This window comes from Catellatospora methionotrophica (assembly GCF_011297335.1).
GTDB classification, from domain to species: Bacteria; Actinomycetota; Actinomycetes; order Mycobacteriales; family Micromonosporaceae; genus Catellatospora; species Catellatospora methionotrophica.
In genome coordinates this window covers 45,314-66,470 of record NZ_JAAOTJ010000027.1, presented here as the reverse complement: position 1 = coordinate 66,470, position 21,157 = coordinate 45,314, and the positions used below count along the sequence as shown (strand labels likewise).

20 protein-coding genes are annotated in these 21,157 nt (G+C 70.1%); 8 read left to right on the top strand and 12 right to left on the bottom strand.

The window, feature by feature from the left end; all coding sequences use genetic code 11:
* The first annotated feature begins 303 nt into the window (after positions 1–303).
* Together ftsH and folE are read left to right on the top strand one after the other, a co-directional pair.
* Positions 304–2,322: an ATP-dependent zinc metalloprotease FtsH gene (gene ftsH / locus HAV40_RS34425; RefSeq protein WP_166388472.1), complete on the top strand. Its 2,019-nt coding sequence runs from the start codon at positions 304–306 to the stop codon at positions 2,320–2,322.
* Positions 2,319–2,963, top strand: coding sequence for a GTP cyclohydrolase I FolE (gene folE, locus HAV40_RS34420; RefSeq protein ID WP_166388483.1), 645 nt, complete (start codon positions 2,319–2,321; stop codon positions 2,961–2,963). Before ftsH ends, folE begins: the two co-directional genes overlap by 4 nt.
* 51 nt (positions 2,964–3,014) lie before the next feature.
* Here folE and HAV40_RS34415 read toward each other — a convergent pair whose 3' ends face one another.
* From HAV40_RS34415 to HAV40_RS34405, 3 genes are all read right to left on the bottom strand, one after another.
* Positions 3,015–3,638 (bottom strand): hypothetical protein, encoded by a 624-nt coding sequence (locus HAV40_RS34415; RefSeq protein ID WP_166388471.1) that lies wholly within the window; start codon positions 3,636–3,638, stop codon positions 3,015–3,017.
* A gap of 103 nt (positions 3,639–3,741) precedes the next feature.
* Complete coding sequence (locus tag HAV40_RS34410; protein WP_239086163.1) at positions 3,742–5,679, bottom strand: FtsK/SpoIIIE domain-containing protein; 1,938 nt, start codon at positions 5,677–5,679, stop codon at positions 3,742–3,744.
* A 117-nt stretch (positions 5,680–5,796) separates the two neighbouring features.
* Complete coding sequence (locus HAV40_RS34405; protein WP_166388470.1) at positions 5,797–6,072, bottom strand: hypothetical protein; 276 nt, start codon at positions 6,070–6,072, stop codon at positions 5,797–5,799.
* Between the two features lie 102 nt (positions 6,073–6,174).
* Between HAV40_RS34405 and HAV40_RS34400 the strand changes: the two genes are divergently transcribed.
* Together HAV40_RS34400 and HAV40_RS34395 are read left to right on the top strand one after the other, a co-directional pair.
* Positions 6,175–6,336, top strand: a complete 162-nt coding sequence (locus HAV40_RS34400) for a hypothetical protein (protein WP_166388469.1) — start codon at positions 6,175–6,177, stop codon at positions 6,334–6,336.
* Between the two features lie 323 nt (positions 6,337–6,659).
* Entirely contained in the window at positions 6,660–7,118 is a 459-nt protein-coding gene (locus tag HAV40_RS34395) for a hypothetical protein (protein ID WP_166388468.1), read from the top strand.
* On the opposite strand, the gene HAV40_RS39260 is transcribed toward HAV40_RS34395, so the two are convergent.
* The 9 genes from HAV40_RS39260 to folP form a co-directional block, all read right to left on the bottom strand.
* Entirely contained in the window at positions 7,119–7,733 is a 615-nt protein-coding gene (locus HAV40_RS39260; RefSeq protein ID WP_409364964.1) for a hypothetical protein, read from the bottom strand.
* The gene (locus HAV40_RS34390) at positions 7,730–8,872 is read right to left on the bottom strand and encodes a M23 family metallopeptidase (RefSeq protein WP_239086165.1); all 1,143 of its coding nucleotides are present in this window, start codon (positions 8,870–8,872) and stop codon (positions 7,730–7,732) included. Before HAV40_RS34390 ends, HAV40_RS39260 begins: the two co-directional genes overlap by 4 nt.
* Positions 8,869–9,396, bottom strand: a complete 528-nt coding sequence (locus tag HAV40_RS34385; RefSeq protein ID WP_166388467.1) for a hypothetical protein — start codon at positions 9,394–9,396, stop codon at positions 8,869–8,871. The genes HAV40_RS34390 and HAV40_RS34385 overlap by 4 nt, the downstream gene beginning before the upstream one ends.
* A 2-nt stretch (positions 9,397–9,398) precedes the next feature.
* Positions 9,399–11,231 carry a DMT family transporter gene (locus tag HAV40_RS34380; protein ID WP_239086175.1) on the bottom strand — a complete coding sequence of 611 codons (1,833 nt, stop codon included), beginning with the start codon at positions 11,229–11,231 and terminating at the stop codon, positions 9,399–9,401.
* Between the two features lie 29 nt (positions 11,232–11,260).
* Entirely contained in the window at positions 11,261–14,851 is a 3,591-nt protein-coding gene (locus tag HAV40_RS34375; protein WP_239086168.1) for an ATP-binding protein, read from the bottom strand.
* On the bottom strand, positions 14,848–15,210 hold the full coding sequence (locus tag HAV40_RS34370) for a hypothetical protein (protein ID WP_166388466.1): 363 nt from the start codon (positions 15,208–15,210) through the stop codon (positions 14,848–14,850). Before HAV40_RS34370 ends, HAV40_RS34375 begins: the two co-directional genes overlap by 4 nt.
* A 9-nt stretch (positions 15,211–15,219) precedes the next feature.
* On the bottom strand, positions 15,220–15,540 hold the full coding sequence (locus HAV40_RS34365; RefSeq protein ID WP_166388465.1) for a molybdopterin-binding domain-containing protein: 321 nt from the start codon (positions 15,538–15,540) through the stop codon (positions 15,220–15,222).
* A gap of 234 nt (positions 15,541–15,774) precedes the next feature.
* Complete coding sequence (gene folB, locus HAV40_RS34360) at positions 15,775–16,131, bottom strand: dihydroneopterin aldolase (RefSeq protein ID WP_166388464.1); 357 nt, start codon at positions 16,129–16,131, stop codon at positions 15,775–15,777.
* Positions 16,132–16,133: 2 nt separating this feature from the next.
* On the bottom strand, positions 16,134–16,955 hold the full coding sequence (gene folP, locus HAV40_RS34355) for a dihydropteroate synthase (protein WP_239086176.1): 822 nt from the start codon (positions 16,953–16,955) through the stop codon (positions 16,134–16,136).
* 33 nt (positions 16,956–16,988) lie between these two features.
* Between folP and folK the strand changes: the two genes are divergently transcribed.
* The 4 genes from folK (at position 16,989) to HAV40_RS34335 (ending at position 21,099) form a co-directional block, all read left to right on the top strand.
* Positions 16,989–17,516 (top strand): 2-amino-4-hydroxy-6-hydroxymethyldihydropteridine diphosphokinase, encoded by a 528-nt coding sequence (gene folK / locus HAV40_RS34350; protein WP_166388463.1) that lies wholly within the window; start codon positions 16,989–16,991, stop codon positions 17,514–17,516.
* A 49-nt stretch (positions 17,517–17,565) separates the two neighbouring features.
* Entirely contained in the window at positions 17,566–18,069 is a 504-nt protein-coding gene (locus HAV40_RS34345; RefSeq protein WP_166388477.1) for a DUF3180 domain-containing protein, read from the top strand.
* A 157-nt stretch (positions 18,070–18,226) separates the two neighbouring features.
* Entirely contained in the window at positions 18,227–19,501 is a 1,275-nt protein-coding gene (locus HAV40_RS34340) for an ABC transporter permease (RefSeq protein ID WP_239086169.1), read from the top strand.
* Between the two features lie 338 nt (positions 19,502–19,839).
* Entirely contained in the window at positions 19,840–21,099 is a 1,260-nt protein-coding gene (locus tag HAV40_RS34335) for a cation:proton antiporter (RefSeq protein WP_166388462.1), read from the top strand.
* The last annotated feature ends 58 nt before the right edge of the window (positions 21,100–21,157 follow it).

Genomic DNA, 21,157 nt, shown 5'->3' with positions numbered 1-21,157 from the left:
TCGACCCAGATCCGGCCCGCGCGGGCGACCTGGGCGCGGGTCGGCGCGGCGGCGACCGATCCGGACGCGGTCCCCCGCCTCACCCCCACCCCCCAGTCAGCCCACAGCGAACAGAGGTGTGATTTGTCCAGAATGGGGGGGACCTGAGCTGAGAAAACGCTGAACGTTGTGCGATGGGGAGCACGCATCAGCCAACCGAAGGTTTCTACGGTGTACCGTCGACTAACCGGGCCGCGCCCGGTGAGCTGACCGCCTCTATCGATCAGGAGGACACGGGCGCGAACAAAAGCGTCCGGTAACAGCATGGAGCGTACGCGTTTCTTCCGCCGGCCGATCTTCTGGATCTTCATCGTGGCCATCGGCGCGATCCTGCTCAGCCAGCTCTTCACCAGCGGCCCGAGCTATCAGCCCGTGGACACCTCGGTGGCACTTGCCCAGCTGAACAACGCTGGTCCGGGTGCGATCAAGGAAGTGCAGATCCGGGACAAGGAGCAGACGCTCCGGATCGACCTCGCCAATAAGGCCAAGTTCGGTGACGTCGAGACCGACAAGATCGAGGCTCAGTACCCGGCCGACGCCGGGCTTGAGATGTTCAACCAGGTCGATGCCGCCAAGAAGGCCGGCAAGATCTCGGGTGACTACGACACCGAGGTCACCGAGGAGAGCGTCTTCCTGTCGCTGCTGGTGAGCCTGCTGCCGATCGCCGTCCTGGTGATCCTGCTGCTGCTGTTCATGTCGCAGATGCAGGGCGGCGGCTCGCGGGTCCTCAACTTCGGCAAGTCGAAGGCCAAGCTCGTCAGCAAGGACACCCCGAAGACCACCTTCGCGGACGTGGCCGGCTCCGACGAGGCCGTCGAGGAGCTGCACGAGATCAAGGACTTCCTGCAGAACCCCGCCAAGTACCAGGCGCTCGGCGCGAAGATCCCGAAGGGTGTGCTGCTGTTCGGCCCGCCCGGAACGGGTAAGACGCTGCTGGCCCGCGCCGTCGCCGGCGAGGCCGGGGTGCCGTTCTACTCGATCTCGGGTTCCGACTTCGTCGAGATGTTCGTCGGTGTCGGCGCCTCGCGTGTCCGTGACCTGTTCGAGCAGGCGAAGGCGAACGCCCCGGCGATCGTGTTCGTCGACGAGATCGACGCGGTCGGCCGCCACCGCGGCGCCGGCATGGGTGGCGGTCACGACGAGCGCGAGCAGACCCTCAACCAGCTGCTGGTCGAGATGGACGGCTTCGACGCGAAGGGCGGCGTCATCATGATCGCCGCGACCAACCGTCCCGACATCCTCGACCCGGCGCTGCTGCGTCCGGGCCGGTTCGACCGGCAGATCGCGGTGGACACCCCGGACATGGTCGGCCGCAAGGCGATCCTGCGGGTCCACGGCAAGGGCAAGCCGTTCACGCCCGACGTCGACCTGGACGCGGTGGCGCGGCGTACGCCGGGCTTCACCGGTGCCGACCTGGCCAACGTGATCAACGAGGCGGCGCTGCTGACCGCCCGCCAGGACAAGCGCGCCATCACCAACGAGTCGCTGGAGGAGTCGATCGACCGCGTGGTCGCCGGCCCGCAGCGGCGCACCCGGGTGATGTCGGACCACGAGAAGAAGATCACCGCGTACCACGAGGGCGGCCACGCCCTGGTGGCCTGGGCGCTGCCGCACAGCGCGCCGGTGCACAAGGTGACGATCCTGTCGCGCAGCCGCTCGCTGGGTCACACGCTGGTGCTGCCGACCGAGGACAAGTACACCCAGACCCGTGCCGAGATGATCGACACCCTGGCGTACGCGCTCGGCGGTCGGGCGGCCGAGGAGCTGGTGTTCCACGAGCCGACCACGGGTGCCGGCAACGACATCGAGAAGGCGTCGGCGCTGGCCCGCGCGATGGTCACCCAGTACGGCATGAGCTCGAAGCTCGGTGCGGTCAAGTACGGCACCGCCGGTGACGAGCCGTTCCTGGGCAGGTCGTACGGCCACGAGCGGGACTACTCCGACACCGTCGCCGCCGAGATCGACTCCGAGGTGCGCTCGCTCATCGAGCTGGCCCACGACGAGGCGTACGAGATCCTGGTCGAGTACCGCGACGTGCTGGACGCGATCGTGCTGGAGCTGATCGAGAAGGAGACCATCTCGACCGCCGACATGGCGCGCATCTGCGCCCGCGTCGTCAAGCGGCCGCCGATGGCCCCGTTCAACGGTTTCGGCAAGCGCACCCCGTCCACCCAGCCGCCGGTGCTCACCCCGGCCGAGGTGGAGAAGCAGTCGGCCAGCAACGGCCAGGCCACCGACACCGGCGAGATCACCGTCTCGACGACCGCGGAGGCCACGAACTGAACGGCGAGCGAGAGCTGGATCATCTCGCCGCCCGCCTGGTCGACGGCTCCCTCACCGGTGTTCCGGTGGAGGAGACCGTCGACCTCGCGCGTATCGAGAAGGCGGTCCGGGAGATCCTTGTCGCGCTGGGCGAGGACCCGGACCGCGACGGCCTGCAGAAGACCCCGTCCCGGGTGGCCCGCGCGTACGCCGAGCTGTTCGCGGGCCTGCGCGCCAACCCCGCGGACGTGCTCAAGACGACGTTCGAGGCCGACCACGACGAGTTCGTGCTCGTCCGCGACATCTCGATCTTCAGCCTGTGCGAGCACCACCTGCTGCCGTTCCGTGGCGTGGCGCACGTCGGCTACCTGCCCGGCGAGGACGGCCGCATCACCGGCCTGTCGAAACTGGCCCGGCTCGTCGAGGTGTACGCCCGCCGCCCTCAGGTGCAGGAACGTCTCACCTCGCAGGTCGCCGACCTGCTCCAGGAGCAGCTCCAGGCCCGGGGTGTGATCGTGGTGCTGGAGTGCGAGCACATGTGCATGGAGATGCGCGGCATCCGCAAGGCCGGGGCCCGCACCGTCACCAGCGCCGTACGCGGCATCCTCAAGACGGACCCGAAGACCCGCGCCGAAGCGATGTCCCTGATCAACTCCCGCTGACCCGTCATCGTCCGCGCCCGTCCAGCCTCCCGGCTCGACGGGCGCTTTCGTTCACAGGACGGCGAGCAGCAGGACCGCCAGCAGCGAAGGCGCGATACAGGCGAACGCGCCCACCGCGGCGGTCCGCGGCCGATCCGGGTAGACGGTGCCGACGAGCAGCCACCCGCCACCGAACGCCAGCGGCGCGACGATCAGCCCGCACACCGCGGCGAAGAACACCTGCGCCCCGTCCCCGGCCAGCCCCGCGACCGCCAGCTGCACCAGCAGCGCGGCCAGCCCCAGCGGCCCGTACACCAGCAGGTTGCGTGCCGTCTGCGACCCGCTGCCCTCGTCGTCGAACCGTGCCAGCGCCCCGTCGGCGACCTCGACGTTGGCCGCCGCCTGCCGCAACGCGGCCAGCGCGACCGCCGGGCCGCCCGCGACCGCCTCCGCGGCGGCGATCGACTCCACCGGCCCCGGCTGCAGCACCGGCGGCGGAGCCCCGGCCCGATCCGCCGCGTCGACCAGCCGCGTCGCCTGCATCCCCAGCCGTGCCTGCACCATCGGCAGCTCGTCACGGGCCGCCGCCAGCGCCGACACCTCACCCGCGGCCGAATCCGCCGCCTCCCGCCGTACGGTGTCCAACCGCACCGCCGCCCCCAGGTACTCCGCCCAGGCCACACCCCGCTCGCTCACCGGCCACCCTCACTTTTCCCCGCCCCGCCCAGCCCGCGTACTGGCTGCCGGTGCGACACGGACGACATGGACGACTGCCCGGCGGCACCGCGATCCCGGGCGGTCACGCGGGTTCCTGAGACAGCGCGGTGAGGATCAGGGGCGGCCCGGAGGCCGGATCACGGGCCTGCCAGAGGCGCTGACGCAGGGCCGCGAGGACCTGGGCGTCAGCGTCAGGGTCGGGAAAACGAACCGTCTTCTCGTGGCCACGGATCGCGCCGCGCGGCCCGCCCAGGCCGCCCGCGGTGTTGACCACCGCGCAGCCCAGCGGCAGGCTCGCCGCCGCGTCGTTAGTAGCCTCCAGCACGTCGCCGCCGCCCGGCAGCGCGATCCGCACCGGCACCTGCCCGAACAGCGAGTCCCGGCGGACGTGCAGCGCCTCGATGCCGCGCACCGTCTGCGAGCACAGAATCAGATGCACGCCGTACGTGCGCCCCCGCCGCCCGATCGACTCCAGCAACGCCAGCGCCTGCGCCGCGATCGGATCCGACCCCGCCAGCAGCTCCGGAAACTCGTCCACAGCACAGACCAGCCGCGGCAGTGGACGCTGCTCACGAGCCTGCGCGAACCGCTTCACACCCAGCTCCTGCCACAGCTGCTCGCGGCGGTCCAGCTCCTCGTCCAGCTCCTGCAACACCGCCAGGCCCTGCTCGCGATCACAGTCCAAGCCGACCACCCGCGCGTGCGGCAGCCACGCCGGATCAGGCTCGCCCCCCGCCGCGCCCGGCACGAACCGCCCGAACGCCCCGCCTGCCTTGAAGTCCAGCAGATACAGCCCCAACTCGTCAGGGTCGTAGCGGGTACACAGCCCGTACAGCACGTTCACCAGGAATGCCGACTTGCCACCGCCGGACCGCCCCCCGACCAGCCAGTGCGGCGTCAGATCAGCGAACACCAGCGAGATCGGCGTATCACCGGCCAGCCCCGCCGTCGTCGACATGCCCGCCGCCGACGACTCCGCCCACCAGTGATCCGGATCCGGCAACAGGTCCATCAGATGCACCTGCCCCGACAGGGCATACCGTTCCGCGAGCTCCCGGCACACCCGCGCCACCAGCTCGGCGGGCGGATCAGGATCGAGCCGCACCGGCACCGAAAGCCCTGGCCAGTTCGCCGTGGGGCTCGGCCCGCCGCCCACCGCCGGCTGGGCGAAAGGCATGCCACCCAGCAGCGCGTACGGGTTGCGCAACGCGATCTGCGTACTCATCGGCAACGGGGCCTGCGCCGACGGCAGCGACGTTTCCGGTGTCAACGGCGGAGGCGGCCACCCCGCCACGATCAGGTGCAGCCCCGTCGCCGGACCCGCCTGCGCCAGCGCTGTGATCCGGCTCAGCTCCGCACCCTGCACATCCGACGGCAGCGCCGCGACCAGCAACAACATGGTGCAGTCCCGACGCCGCGGCCGGGCCGTCGGGCGCCGCTGCGCCTCCGGACGGCTCGGGCGTACCCAATGCTCGGCCTCCGCCAGCACCGCCTGCAACCCGGCCCGGTCCGTGACCGGCGGCGGCATCAGCCCCGCATCGGCCAGCGCCCCGAACGGCGCGAACAGCGCCCCGCCGACCGCGTCCACCGCCCGCACCACCAGCGTGCCCGACGGCGCCGTCGCCAGCAGCCGCAACAGGATCGCCCGCAGCACCCCCGCCACCCGCGGATCCCGCGAATCGGCGCTGAACGTCAAATGACCCGTCCCCAGCAGCGGCAACACCGCCGGGAACTGCGCATCCTCCTGCGGCGCGGCCACCCCGACCCGCACGAACTCAGGCCGCCGCTGATCACCCAGCGGCGTGCCCACCGGCACCTCGTCCAGCACCGCACCCAGCCAGCCCGGCGTCAGCCGCACTGCGGCATCCCGCAGCCGCTGCGCGAGCGCCTGCTGCTCAGCCAGATCGGTCCGAGGCGGCGGAAGATAGGTGTCCAACGCGGACGCTGCCGCCTGAACCACCGCCGAAGCATGCCGGTGCAGGCTCGCCGCCTGGTCGATCCGTGCGTTCAATCCGGGCACGCCGACACCTCCGCTGCGTCCTCCCCGGGGGAGGGTAGCGCAGAGCGCCCGATACCTGTCGCAACTACGCGGAAGCAACTCCCGAGTAAACCCGACAGATCATCGGTCGACGCCGAGCTATTCGTCCTTCTGTAGGTAGTCGATGAAGCGCGCCCTGATCAGAGGCTCCTGGTCGCCGTAGTCGTGCCCGGTGAACTCCCGCCACAGCGACACGGAGTCGTCGACCGCCGAACCGATGTCGGCGAGTTCCCGCTCCTCGGTCTCCGGCGACGTGGGCAGGTGCTTGAACAGGTCCCAGAAGAACCCGATGTCCAGCTTCTCGCGCGCCTTCGTGAAGGCACGCTCGCGCAGTTCCTCGGTGGGCAGGGAATCCAGTTCAGCGAAATCGGTCACCCGCCCAGCGTACGGGGTGAGCCATCAGGCGGCTTCCTCGGCGGTGACGCACGGGGCTGTCGCCACCTCGTGCCAGCCCGCGCCGCGCGCTATCGTCATCGCGTGTACGAGACCCCGCCGCCGAAGCGGCCGTCGTTCTTGCTCGGCCTGGTCAAGAAGCCGATGATGCTCGCCATCGCCGGCGGGGCCGTAGTCCTGCTGCTGATCATCTTCTGCTGCTGCGGCCTGTGGCTGTTCGGAAATCTGAACGACGGGTCGGCCTGACGCGGGTCCCGTCCACAGCGGAACCACGGCCTGTGCGATGCGTGTCCGCTCGGCTACCCTGCCAGAGGGGCGTGTTGATGCTCGTCGTTGGCTATGAGACGTGAACATGCTGATGAGCGGGTTCCGCAGTACGAGGTCGGTGTTGCGGAGGGGCACGCTCGCGGGTCAGTTGTGGCGGCATAGTGGCTGCTGGTTCGAGGCCAGAGCGTGACGCTTTGCTCCAATGGCAGACGTCGCTCTTGTAGCGGACAGGCAGACTTGGTGGCGACGCGAGAATGTGGAGCATGGTGCGATCGTTGAGGTGGCGAAGGATTCTGCTGATCGTGGCGATCATCGTGGCGCTCGCCGGAATCGGGGGCGGGGTGGCAGCCCTCGTGACGTATAACGAAGCGACCAAAATCGACCGCAGCAATCCCAAGGTAGTTCTCGACGAGTATCTACGGGCAGCCTTGATAACGAAGGACGAAGTTGGCGTAAATCTTCATGTCTGCGGTAATCCCGCCGGACTTGTGCCGATCACGATCCTGCGCGAAGAATTCGATCGACGAGAGAGAGACTTCGGCGTCGTCGTACTCGTGACCTGGGGTGCCATAACGGGTGCCGTAAACGAAGAAGAGTCGACCGTGACGACCACGCTGACGATCTCAGGCCGTAAAGACGGCGCAGTTATCAGCAAACGTAGTGAGGTGTGGCGCTTCGGTCTCGTTTCGGAGGACGGCTGGCGAGTATGTGCGGCCGAGCGGGTCGCGGAGCCGACTCCGTCGGCTTCAGCCTCGCCCTAGCTATTCCAGCCAGAGTTCGGAGATAGGAACTGCTCTGGTCGCCGGTGCTTGGCCCGTGGCGGCCCACCGGTACCACTCGTGTTCTTGCGCCACCCGAACTTGCGCATTCCCTTCGGGCCCAGAGTGAGCCTCAGTGACCGCCCGGAGCCCTCGTTGCTCGCCGTCATTACCGGTCTGGACGAGGCGACGACCCGTTAACTGACCAGTCGCCTGAGCTGCCATGAGCTCAGCGGGAACCGCTACTCGGGTGGGCGGTGAGTCCAACGAGACCAGCGTCAGGTTGTCCGTGCTCGCCGTTCGCTCCGCCGATGTACTGATCGTCTCGACCCAGACCCGCTCCACGGGCACGAGAGCAGCGAAAACCTCTACTCGCTCACGCTCCGCGCGATACCACTCCGCCTCGGTTAGGACGGGGATGAGGCTTCTAGCTCCTTGGCGAATCATCGAGTCTCCGCGTAACCCTGTGCGCCAACCGTGCCCGGGTAGACCGATCATTACCCGCGCACCGCGCAACACACCGCCGCTACTGATGACGGTAAGTGCGGGCACGGGCACGATAGGGGCAGGTGGCGTACGCCATTCGGCTGCCCATGCCGCGAAGTCTGCCTCGGTCATGCCGAGTCGTTCTCCTTTCCGAGGGCAGCACCCTTGCTGGCCATAAACGGCACTGGGTCGATTGCGCCGCGGTTCGAACGGTCACCGTCGAGGTGAACCTGAAAATGCAGATGCGGTCCGCTGGAGTGGCCACTTGTACCTACGTATCCGATGACCTGGCCAGCACCGACGCGTTCGCCGACGCGAACGAGTGGCCTGGTGACCATATGGCAGTAACGCGTAATCACTTGGCCAGCGTGCAAAATATCTACAAACCACCCGCAGCCGGGAGTGGAGGGAGATCCGTCCCGATCGCAGTTGCCGACATCGCATTTGCTTACGATGACAACGCCGGCTGAGGCGGCTCGAATCGGTGTGTGACGTGACGCGCCCAGGTCAACGCCATTGTGGCTTGGCCTTTCGCGGGTGCGAAATCCCGACCACACTCCCGCATTCACTGGAGCTGTCCAGCCAGACGCGGCGATCTGCCCAAACCCTGCACACTTCAGCTGATTTCCGACCACGACGGCGCGTGCCGCACCGTCGGCGAGTTCATTGACGATTCGCGTCGCAGTCGGTTCATGCTTGGCATATGCGTTCGGGTAGGCGCTGACCTGCACCCGCTGAGCAGCGACGGTGAGTGGTAGTGCCTCCCAATCTTTGATCTTGATTAGCTTCTTGTAGAACTTCGTCGACGAGTAGACAGGATCCATGATCTGCTCAGCTGTACCCCAGCCTTGACTAGGTCGCTGTTGGAAAAGTCCCAATGAGTCGTGGTCGTTTCTGTCACCGAGGTGACCGTGGTTAGTCAGGCTGCTTTCCTGCATCGCCGTTGCAACAGCGATAACCCATCCTCGTGGCGGCACTTTGAGCTCTTGCCCAGTTTTGATGATGATTGCAGCGTTACGGATCTTGTCCTCGCCGTACGGGCCAATTCGCGGGAACTGCCCGGTGATACTAATGGCTTTGGTGCTGCCGCAACCGAGTGAGTTCGTAAGCGACGAGTTATTGGTGGCGAAGTCACCGAAGACTACGGCGGTCACTGCTCCGCCACAGCACAGCAACGCAAGCGCGGCAGTGACCGAAACGATCACGCTCGGCCGCATTATGCGCTTGCCCTTGTCGCGAAGAGGAGTGCCGAGCGTGGGCAGAGTGCTCATACCCGCTCCCAGTCGACGCCGTCCACCAGCCATTTGCCCCCGGAAGCCACCAAACGTAACCGCAGCAGGCCCGCGTCGATGGGGAAGACGACTTCCACGAAGGAGTCTGCGAGTGCTTCCATGCGAGCCGCACCTGTAATCCGGTCGGCGGGTACCCCAGCTGGATCTACGCCGTCGAGTTCGGTGACAAGCGCCTTAGTGCTGTGCGGTCGCAGGGAGTCGAGCCATGCGGCCGCACTTCGATCGTGCTTAATCCACTGCTGCGCAAATTTGGTCGCGACGGAGATCGCCTGCGGGCCGTTGTTGGCCTTCATGGGGCTGGGAGTCGGATCGAGCTGCACAAGCCCGTCGTCGCCCTCATGGGGGTCGACCGCGCTGGGCGATGCAACGGGTGGCTGAGCCGGGGAGGTCACGGGTGGTGGCGCATCGCCTAGGAGCTTTCCGAGGGCGACGATCATCGCGACCACGGCGGCCAGCCCGAGCGCCACCACGGTGCGGGGCCGTAGGGGAATTCGGGACAGCATGACTAGCTCCGTTCCGCCCACGTCTCGGAGCGGCGCTCAGCCCGCTGTGCCGGCTCCGTAGTCGGTTCTGTCCGTGCTTCCGCACGAGTAGCCGCCTGATGGGGCACCGTGGCAGGTCGGTATACCGCGTAGGCGGGAGACGACTCGGGTACGTCAGGAGAGCGCCACGTTTCCGTGCGGACGGGTTCGGCTCCGCCGCGCGCTTCGGCGCGAACTACGGCAGCGGGGTCCTCCGCGCTGACCGCAAGTTCCGGACGTGCCTCCGGCACAGTAGTGCTGGAGGTGCTACCGGGGGCCACAACTGTGGTCGGCGTCCGCTCGTTCGGCGAGGAGACCGCAGGTGCTGAGGGCCTAGCGGTTAGCAACGAGGTGCCGCTGCTGCCTCCGCCGAGCTGTGTGATCCGACGGTAAGGGCGCAGCAGGATCCAGCCCACCACGCCGCATAGCAGTACCAGCGTGACCTGAAGCCATCCCGCCAAGGACGAAGTACTCATGATGAGGTCGACGGCGAAGAGGTAGACGGCCGCGCCAGTCCCGAAGATCAGCACGTTGAACAGCGCCGCGAGCACCGAGTTCACCAGCCGACGTAGCCCTGCGCTGGCAGGACGCAGCAAGCCCACCGTGCCGAGAGCGGGTGCGGCGATAACTGCCCAGCGGATGATGAGGAATCCCAGCAGTACGAGCAACGAAGCCACGATGTCGAACGCGGCATAGCAGAAGGCGGAAAGGATCGCGACGAAACCCGCACCAATCCGTTCCATTCCCTTGGTTCCCCGCAGGTACTCGTAGGCCTCCGGGTCCTCTGTCTTGATCTGCTCAGCGACCTTCATCCAGTCGCTCTGCTTAGCTCGGATGATGCCGTCACGTCGACTCGAATCGTCCTGGATCGCCGCAACGTCATCCCAGCTCAGAGACTTTGCACGGTATAGCGCTGGCCCGTACTTCTTGGCCGTCTCGCTATCGGCGGATCCCAGGACACCACGAAGCCAGTTGCGGTACAGAAGCGCCTGCACCGCTGTGTCGCCTGCTCGCACAGCCGGTGGGCGCTTGTCCTCGCAGGCACCGGGCGTCGTGTCATCACAGACCGTGGGCGCCTGAGCCCGTGGCCCTACCGCGTCGTGCACGACGCTGAGGACGCTCACCAGCGTGCTGTCGGCGGCCTTCGCGGACTGGACGGGCCAGCTCGCGATGGCGGTCACGCCCACCATGACCAGAAGGGCCCAACCGACCGTGGTCAGCGCCATCGACATCTGGGCTTGGCGGGAACGCCAGAGCAGGTACACCCCGATGACGGCCAGCGTGATCACACCGAAGACGCTGAAGACCTGCTTGTACAGCGCGGTCGTCGCCTTCTCCACCAGCGGGTCGGCCCAGCCCCACATCTCATCTGGAGCCCAAGCCCGCTCACGCAGGGCGTTCGAGACACCGACGATGCCTGCGGCGAGCATGAACTCGCCGTTGGCGATGGTGTTCTCCAGCTTGTAGTCCGGGTGCATGACGGTCTGCACGCAGTTGATGTCGTACGTGGTGTAGTCGTACCCGGCGTAGCCGTATTCGCTGTAGAGCAGATAGCTGCTGCCGTCGGCACCAGTCGTCCAGGTGGGCTTGCTGACGAACCAGCCGCCCAGCCCGGAGTCCGGGGCGGCCGGGTTCGGGGCGCTCAGGCACTGCACGCGGGCGGCGCTGACCTCCTGTAGCCGCTTGATGCACTCGTCGAGCCCGCGGGCTGTCCATTCCTCCAGCGAGCACAGCTTGTCCCCGGGCGCGACCGCTGTCGCGCTGGCCGCCGCTGCCTGGACGGGTGCGCCGAACAGCGTGCCGAGCGCCAGCACCATGGTGGCGAGGATCGCGGGCACGAGCCGCTTCACCGCTTGCCTCCCTGGCCTGCCGCCTGCCCGGTCGGGGTGGTGTCGAGGGTTTCGAGCAGCCCCTGGACGTATGACACGTCGACCCGTACCCGCTGCACTCGGCTGTCGACGTCGCGCAGCACGAACTCGCGGTATCCGAGCCGGCCGGAACTGTTGGCGTCGGGCGCGGACAGCGAGGCGAGCACCGCTTCGTATCCGACGTCGGTCGGCACCCGGAGCAGCCGCAGCGCCTCGGAGGCGATCTCCGGGTCCTGGGCGATACGTCCGACGAACACGGTCGACACGAGGTTCTGCACGTCGAGTCCGAGGATGTCCTTCGGGTTCTGGGAGGCGACGAGTGCCGCGAGGTTCCACTTGCGGCTGTCTCGCGCGAGCCGGACCAGGAAGGAGCGGCCGGACCGCCAGCCTTCCATGAAGTGGGCCTCGTCGAGTCCGACGAGTTTGCGCTGGTGCATGTCGCCGGAGTAGCAGCGCCGGACGGCGAGCCGGTGGGCGGTGTGCAGCATCGGGAGCGCGAGTGCTTCCTCAGCGGACCAGTACTCGCGTTCGATCTTCAGGTCGGGTAGGCGCAGCCCGGACATGGTGATGACGGTTAGCGCGGAGTCGGTGCTGAGCAGGTCGCCGGGCGGGCTGCCGAAGAACAGCAGCGCGAGCGGCATCTCGGCGGTGTCGAGGAGCAGGTTGGCCAGTTCGCGGCCGGTGTCGTCGATGCCGGCGAGGCAGCGTACGACGTCGTCCAGGGTGGCTGTCTCCTCGGCGGGCACGGTGCGCACCGCGTGGCGCAGCAGCGTGGCCGTGGAGGCCTCGCGGGCGACCTGTGGCGGCATCAGCATGGAGCAGATGTCCTGGACCAGCATGCGGCGTTCGGCGCGGGCGTTGCTGACGGAGATCTCGTATTCGCGGTCGCCGTCGGCGCCGGGGCCGAACTCGGTGCGCTGCGGGGTCGGGATCAGCGAGTACGGGGCGAGGGTGCCCTGCTCGCCGCCGGTCAGGTTGAGCACGCGGGAGTACGGCTTGAGCTCGGGCATGGAGGCGAGGCGGGCGAGCGGGCCGCTCGGGTCGAGCAGGGTGACCTGGACGCCGCGGCGGGCGTTGAGGTAGCCCATGGCGCCGAGCAGGGTTGACTTGCCACCGCCGGGTTCGGCGACCATGACCGACAGGCCGGAGCGCTCGCGGACCTCCATGGGGAAGTGCGGGTCGAGGAAGACGGGGCGGCGGCAGGTGCCCGCGGTGCGGCCGAGCAGGTCGCCGCGGCGGTCGCCGACGACGGACGCGGCCTGGGGCAGTGCGGCGGCGAGCAGCCGGACCGGCATGCGGCGCAGGTAGCCGGTGTTGGCGACGGGTTCGCCGGGGATGAACTCGCGGGCGAGCTGGTCCTGCTGCTTGGGGTGCTGCAGGGAGACGCGCAGTTCGCGGCTGTATGTCGCGACGACGGAGCGGGCCCGTTCGAGGCATTCCTCGCGGTCGGCGCCGCTGACGGCGATGCGGTGCCAGCCGTGGGCGCGAGCCGAGTCGACGGGCAGGCCGGTGGTCATCTCGTCGCCCATGACCAGCGCGCGGCTGGCGAGGCGTTCGAGTTCCGGTGGGGCGTCCATGCCGTGCTCGAGGTAGTCCAGCTGCTGCGAGCGGATCATGCGCAGCCGGTGTTCGAGGTTGCGGAAGCTGTCGCCGGGTCCGAGGATGTCGACCCGCGACGACAGTTCCATGGGCCAGGGCAGGCGCTCGTGGAAGTGCAGCCAGGGCTCGTGCCGCTCGGGGATGTCGAGGGGTTCCATGCGGCCGACGGTGAGCACGGCGGTGTGCCGTTCCTCGCCGGTCATCCGGTTGACGAGCTTGACCGTGCTGCCGTACGGCGTGCGGTAGCGCTCGATGTGTTCGGTGAGGGCGAGCAGGTCGCCGGAGTCCCAGCGACCGTGGCCGACGGAGCCGAGCATGTTCGGCGGGCTCATGCCGAGCGCGACGGAGCGGTAGAGCAGCCATTCCAGCTCTCCGGCGGCGGCGCGCTGGCCGCGCATGCCGAAGGCGGCGAGCACCTCGTCGAACTGTTCGACCTGCTTGCCGAGCTTGCGGCGTTCGGAGTCGGGGGTGCCCTTGCCGAAGGCGCGCAGCAGCTTCTCGCTGAACGAGTCGCCGAGGGCGCGCCGGGCGAAGGTGACGCCGAGGTAGGTCTGGCCCTCGCTGTGGTTGATCTCGCGCAGGTGCCGCTGGGCGGCGACGAGGTGGTCGCCCCAGCCGGGCGCGCCGGGCACGGGCGGCAGCGGGCGGTGGGTGAGCTGGTCGAGCTGCGCGGCCCACTGGTCGGCCGGGAACGGCCGGGTGGTGCGGCGCAGGTGCAGGCGGAACCCGGCGAGGCCGGCGTACTGCTCGCTGATGGCCGACAGCAGCGACTCGCGGTCGGCGTCGGGCCGGAACGCCCAGCGCACCTCGGGCAGCATGTACCACGCGGTGACCGCGTGCGGGGTGAACGTGAGGTGACCGGCGATCTCGGTGATCGCCAGTTCCTGGGCGGCGTCGCGGTCGCGGGACGCCTTCGGCTGCGCGGGCGGCTTGACCTGCTTGCCGCGGCCCTTGGCCGGTTGTTGCCGCTGGGCCGCTGCGGGCGGGGCACTGCGGGGCGCGGCCTGGGGGGTGCCGCGCGGAGGCAGCGGGCGGCTGCTCAGCGGCACGGTGCTGACCGGCACGGAGCTGACCGGCATCGCGCTGACGGGGCGGTTGCGCAGGTCGGGCTGGGGGCGCATGGGCACCCCGCTGACCGGTACGCCGCTGACCGGGGCGTTGCGCGGGCGACCGGGCTGGCCACCGGTGCGGCCGCCCGGGGATGTGCCGTGCGACTCCGGTGCGCCGACGTAGCCGCCCTGCTGGGCGCGCGGGTCTGCGGTGCCGGGATAGCCGGCCTGGGCCGCGCGGGGCGCGTCCGAGGCAGTGCCGTGGTAGCCGCCGCGGTCGGTGGCCGGTCGGCCGGGCGAACCGGCGGGCGGTGCGGTCGGCGGCGGCGCCACCGGTGGCGGGGCGACCGGCGGCGTGTCCGCGCGCCCGGGCCGCTGCTGGGCACTGCTCGGGCGGCTGTCGGTTCGGGTCGGTCCGGTGCGCGCGGACGGCGACGTCCCGTCGGGGCGTCCCGTGGGCTGGTCGGTCGCGGTGGGGCCGCGTCCGGGCGGGGTGGGGCGCAACGGCGTGGTGGACAGGCCGACCGATCCGGGGTCGGCGGCCTCGGAGTCGAACAGTTCCAGGAACGGCGACTCTATGTCGGGGCCGGACGGGGCGGGCGGCGGCTCGTGGTCGCGGCGCGAGGACGCGGCCCGTTCGCGCTGCGCCTGGGTGGCGGCTTCGGCGGCGGCGCGCATCTCGGCGGCGGCGCGACCGGCCGCGCTCTGCAGGTCGCTGCGCAGGTCCGCGTTGCGGATGTCGGCGGTGCGCGCCTCGGGGCGGCCGCCCTCCTCCTCGGCGGGGCCCTCCGGCTCGGCGGGCTCGCGGCGGCGGGGCGGCTGGAACACGGCGACGGGGCCCGTCGCGGCGGTTCCCTCGACGGACGGGACGACGTCGGATACCGCGTCGTCCAGGTCGTACTCGGTATCGTTGCTGGTCATGTGATCGCCTGCCGCACGACGACGCGGCGGGCGACCAGGCGCGGGTCGCGGCGCTCGATGACCGGCTCGCGGGTGCGCTTCCAGTCGGTGAGCGCGGTGCGGATGACCATCCGCGCGGGCCGGTCGGGGTCGACGTGGCGGAAGATGTACGACGTGGTCACGATGGCGAGCGCGATCTCCCAGGTCGGGAAGATCTCGAACTCCTGGGTGAACAGCCAGTGCGCGCCCATGTAGAGCGGCACGAGCAGCACGAACAGGCCGTACTGGGCGTACGGCAACTGCACGGGGAGCGTGTAGCCGGGTGGGCCGAGGTAGACCAGCCGTGCCCGGTAGATGTCGTCGTCCGTACGCAGCCGCATCGCTACCGCCTACTCGAACATGATGTCGATGAGGTTCTCGCCGACGAGCAGCAGCGCGCCCGCGCCGACGATGAAGGCGACGCCGATGATGGCGATCGCTGAGCTGGTGAGCACCTTCGAGACCTCACCCTTGCTGGCCCGGCCGATGAAGATGACGCCGAGGATCGCCAGCAGGATCGGAGAGATCTTCGTGGCGAAGAAGGTGAGGATGTCGTTGGTCGCGATGCCGCCCTTGGGCTCATCGGGGGCCGCCTGGATCGCATCGGCGATCATGCCGAGGGTCGGCGTGGCATGGTTCCACGCCGCCTGGACCAGTTCCATGGCGATCATTCGGTACCTCCCCGGTGCGCGACCGGCGCTGCAATTGCTTAAGCCTTACTGATGGGGGTCCTCAGCGGTGGGATGCAGCCGATGACACCCTGCTTCGTGTCGATCACAGTTCGTAGTGGAGCGCCGGGGTTCTGCGGTTGTCTAGGACCGGTGTTCGATCCATAGCAGAGCGTACGGTGCCCCCACCGACCCGACAAGCTATGCAGGTGGTGGCGGGTGTCGGATGTCCGGCCGTCACCTTGTCCCGGTCATCGTCACGCTGACGTCGGTGAAGGTCAGCGGGATCGGGGCCTGTGGCTTGTGGACGGTCACCCTGGCCCGTGCCACGCGGGAATCGGCCAGGCAGGCATCGACGAGCCGCTGGGCGAGGGTCTCGATGAGGTCGACCGGCGGCCCCGCCACGATCTCGGCCAGCCGTGTGGCCAGTTCGCCGTAGTGCACGGTGTCGGCGACGTCGTCGCTGTGGGCGGCGGGGCGCAGGTCCAGCCCGAGCTCCACGTCGATCACGAAGTCCTGCCCGTCGCGCCGCTCGAAGTCGAAGACGCCGTGATTGCCCCGCACCCGCAGGCCGGTGAGCGTGATGAGGTCCATGGTCAGCCTTCGTAGCGCAGCCGGGGGCTGCCGGTGGCCCGCCACACCGCGAGGGCGTCGGCGGTCGAGCGCACGTCGTGTACGCGTACGCCCCAGGCTCCTGCCGCGGCGGCCAGCACGCTGGTCGCGGTGGTGGCGGCGTCGCGGTCCGGGGCGGGGCGGCCGTCGAGCAGCAGGCCGAGATAGGACTTGCGGCTGGCTCCGAACAGCACGGGAAGGCCCAGGTCGATGATCCGGTCCAGGTGCCGGGTCAGCGCCCAGTTGTGCTCGGGGGACTTGGCGAAGCCCAGCCCAGGGTCGACGATCAGCCGGTCGGCCGCGACGCCCGCGCGCAGCGCCTCGTCGACGCGGCGCGACAGCTCGTCACGCACCTCGGCCACCACGTCGCGGTAGGTGGCCAGCGCCTGCATGTCGGCGGAGTGCCCGCGCCAGTGCATGACGACATACGGGCACCCGGCGGCGGCGACGACGCGGCGCATGTCGGGGTCGGCGAGCCCGCCGGAGACGTCGTTGACGACCGCCGCCCCGGCCCTGACCGCGGCCTCGGCGACCGCGGCGCGGGTGGTGTCCACACTGGTCGGCACTCCGGCGGCGGTCAGCGCGGCGATGACCGGCACCACCCGCTTGATCTCGGTGTCCGCGTCGACGCGCAGCGCCCCCGGCCGGGTCGACTCGCCTCCCACGTCCACCAGGTGCGCGCCCTGCTCCCGCAGCTGCACCCCGTGCCGTACGGCGGCGTCGAGGTCGTCGTAGAGGCCGCCGTCGGAGAAGGAATCCGGGGTCACGTTGAGAACCCCCATCACCACCGGCGGCGTCGCGTGCATCAGGTCGGCTGCCACGCTGCGAGAATATCGGTCGTGACTTCGGTGGTCTTCTCGATAGGCAGCAACCTCGGCGACCGCGCCGACCATCTGCGCTTCGCGGTGCGCCGCCTCGCCGAGGAAGGCGAGCTGCTGGCGGTGAGCGGCGTCCACGAGACGCCGCCGTGGGGCGACACGGAGCAGCCGGCGTACTACAACGCCGCCGTGCTCGTACGCGGCGCACCGGCCGTGGAGCAGTGGCTGCTCACCGCGCAGGCGATCGAGCACGAGGCCGGGCGGGTGCGCCATCAGGCCCGCCGGTACGGCCCGCGCACCCTGGACGTGGACCTGGTCGCCGCGTTCGCCGCCGACGGCGAGCCGATCCTGCGCGACACCCCCGAGCTGACCCTGCCGCACCCGCACGCCCACCAGCGCGCGTTCGTGCTGCGCCCGTGGCTGGAGGTGCAGCCGTACGCGCAGCTGCCCGGCCACGGCTGGGTCAACGACCTCGTGCTGGCCGAGCCGATGGCGACCGAGGTCGCCGCGATGACCGCGCTGCCCGCCGTCCGGCTCGAAGTAGAGTGACCTTCATTCAGACGAGTGAGGGGTGTGGACCGAATTGAGCCAGCCGCCGATGCCGGAGCCACGGCTGCAACCCACCAACCCGGCCACCCTGATCGTCGCGGGCCTCGGCTCGGCCGCCGTCGCCTGGCTCATCATCAGCACCTGGTATTTCGACCTGGCGACGCTGCCGTTCCTCGGCCGTAACGGCTGGCTGCCCGCGTTCACGCTGCTCGCGCTCGCCATCGTGGAGTTCGCGCTCGCGCAGCAGACCCGGGCGCGGCTGGAGGCCAAGCCGGGCCGCGAACGGGTCGAGCCGCTGGCCGTCGCCAGGTACGCGGTGCTGGCCAAGGCGTCGTCGCTGGCAGGTGCGATCTTCGCCGGGTTCGCCGCCGGGCTGAGCCTGTGGCTGTTCATCGACGGGCAGCAGCGGCAGCTGGCGGCGGTGAGCCGCGACCTGCCGGCCGCGCTCACCTCGCTGGCCTGCTCGCTGGCCCTGCTCGGGGCGGCACTGTGGCTGGAACGGGCATGCCGGGTGCCGAACAACCCCGAGGACGACAAGCCGGACATCAAGTAACACCCGAACGGATCGGCGTCGGCCACTATCGGGTACCCGTCGGCTGCGGGATGTCATCGCCGGTAGACCCTGTTGCATTCACGTTTCAGCCGGTACGGTGCCTCGGGTATGCCGTGTCGTACCCCGCGACCGGCAGCCGACTCGGGAGGCGCGAGTCATGGCCTACGACAGCGAAGCGACCGACGCGACAGGGCAGCGACGGTACCGCGAGGGCTTCCGCGAGGAGTCCGATCTCAGATCCGAAGGCGGCGCGCACAGCGTCGTCGGCATGCAGTACCGGCCGCGGGCGACGCCCTCGGCCAACCTGGACGACGTCTTCGACGACCCGTCGCACGGCGAGGTCGGGCGCGACCGGCTCGGTGTGCACTTCGCGTGGGAGGGCGTGCTGCTGCTCGGCGTGGTCGCGATCGCCTTCCTGCTGCACAGCGGCCACCGTGACACGATCACCGGCGCGAACCTGAAGGAACTGCTCGTCTTCGGCTCGGTGCTGGGCCTGCTCGGCCTCGGCGCCTCGATGACACTGCGCGCCGGCGCGGTGAACCTGGCCCTGGGCCCGGTCGCCGCCGCGGCCGCGCTGTACTACGCCGAGCACGGTTCGGCGGGCGTGGTGCCCACCGCCGGCATCGCCGTCGCCTTCGCGGCCGGGCTGGGCCTGGTCGTCGCCGTCCTCGTAGTGGGCTTCCACGTGCCCGGCTGGGCGGGCAGCCTCGCGGCGGCGCTGGTGGCGATCGTCTGGATCCAGAAGCACCCGGCCCCGCTGACCGTCAGCGGCGAGTACGACCCCACCGGGCAGGCGCTGTACCTGTTCGGCGGCTTCGCGGCGCTGACCATCGTGGCCGGGCTGCTCGGCTCGATCCGGTCGATCCGGCGCGGCGTCGGCCGGTTCCGGCCGGTGACCGACCCGGCCCGGCGGCGGGGCGGCCTCGGCGGCGTCGTCGCCGCGCTGGCGCTGATCGGCTCCATGGCGATGGCCGCGGTGGCGGGCGTGGTGATGGCCGCGCTCAACGGGGCGACCGAGCAGGTCGTCGCGCCCACCGAGGGCTTCGAGCTGACCGGGCTGGCGCTGGGCGCGGCCCTGATCGGCGGCGTGAGCGCGTACGGCCGCCGCGGCGGCGTGTTCGGCACGCTGCTCGGCGTCACGCTGCTCGGCCTCGTGGTCTGGTACGCCGACGCGGCCCGGTGGCACATCTCGCTGTACGCGCTGGCCGCCGGTGCGATCGCGGTCGGCCTGGTGGTCACCCGCCTGGTCGAGACGTTCGGGCGGCCGCTGCCCCTGGACGAGGAGAGCCCGGACGACTGGTCCGACGTGGGCGTGCCCGGCACCTCGTGGTCCACCGGCAGCGGTGACACCTGGGCCAACCTGCCCGCGCAGCCCGCACCGGCCCGCGCCGACCAGTGGGGCGACGAGGACCGCTGGTCCTCCCTGCGCTGAGCTGAGAACGACCTGGAGCCCCGGCCACGCCGCCCTCGCGGCCCAGCCGGGGCTCCGGTCGTGGTGTGCCATCCTGCTTTCGAGTCGGGCGAAACGGGCGGGCGCTCGTTGAACCGTTCGTGACGAAGGTTCGGCGATTACCGGCGCGTCGCGCGCCGCGAACGGTTCCCGGCAAGCCGCGCTGGGTGACACAGCTGTTCAGGACGGGTCGGCGGCGATCCACGCGCGGAATGTTCTCGCATTTCAAGGCCGTGGAGCATTCCCCTCGCAAGCAACTGTCGGTAGCCTCTAGCAACATGCCGAACTCGGACACTCGCGATGAACAGCGGCACGCACGCTTGCTCCCGATCCTGTTCTGGGGCGGCGTCGGGCTGGCACCGCTGGCTGCGATTTTCCTGTTCGTGGCCGATGGCGGCACCGCGCTGCGGGCCGCCGTGGGCGTGGTCATCCTGTCGGTCATCCTGATAGGGCTGTCGATCACTCTCCGTCGCGACACCGAGACCGTTCGACTCGAACTCGAAGACATGATCCTCGATGAGATCGACACCGTCCGGGCCGACGTCCGCGACGACATCTCGACCGCCGCCCACGCCACGCACCGCGCCTTCGGGGAGAAGTTCCAGTACCTGGTCGACCAGCTGGAGGCCACCCGGCACGAGCTGGACGCGACCCGCGCGCAGTTGGAGCACGTACGCGCCGAGGCCGTGCGGGCAGCCGCCGCCCAGGCCGCACCGGCCCCCGCCGCCCGCACCAATGCCCCCGCGCCCGCTCCGCACCAGCCCGGCCCCGGCTCCGGCCGCGCGGGCATGCCGGGGGTGGTCCGCCACACCGAGACCGTGCAGGTCACCACACGCCACACCATCGTCGACCCGCACGGCGAGGACGCCCCGCGCGGCCCGGCGGTCTACGGCAGTCCGGTCAGCGGCGCGGCGGCCGGTTTCGACCGTGACCGTGACCGTGAACGGGGCCGCGAGCCGGCCGAATACGGCCACCGGGCCGAGACCCCTCGCGTCGAGGTGCAGCGCCCGCGGGCCGAGCGCGCCCGCGAGCGGGACCGGCACGAGGAGTCGTGGACCGAGCAGCGGCTGCGCGAGCAGCTGGAGCGCCGCCGCGACGCGAACGAGCCGGTCTCCGGTGGCGACAGCTGGACGCCGCGCCGCGAGCGCGGCGACGACCGCTGGTCCGACCGCCCCGCCGACGCGATCGAGGGCCGCTGGTCCGACCGCGAGGACGAGGAGCGGCCCGCCGTACGCGCCGCCGGGGACCGCTGGACGACGGTGCGCAGCGACGACCGCGGGCGCGAGGTGCGCATGGGCGAGCGCCGCGCCGCCCTGCACAGTGACAGCTCCGGCACCGAGCTGCGGATCGAGGACCGGTGGGCCGCGGTGCGGCGCGAGGACCGGGGGGTCGACGACGACCGGGCCGACGACGAGCGCGGCGGCTTCCCCTACCGGGACCAGGAGCGCCGTGAACCGCGCGCGCTGACCGGCGCGGACCGCGAGGACCGCTGGTCGGACTACGACGACGCGCGTGAGCGAGACCGGGATCGCGACCGGGATCGGGACCGCGATCGGGACTACGACCGCCGGTACCGCTGACCGTACGAAGAAGACGCGCCCTCCCGGACTACCGGGAGGGCGCGTTCTCGTGGCGGCG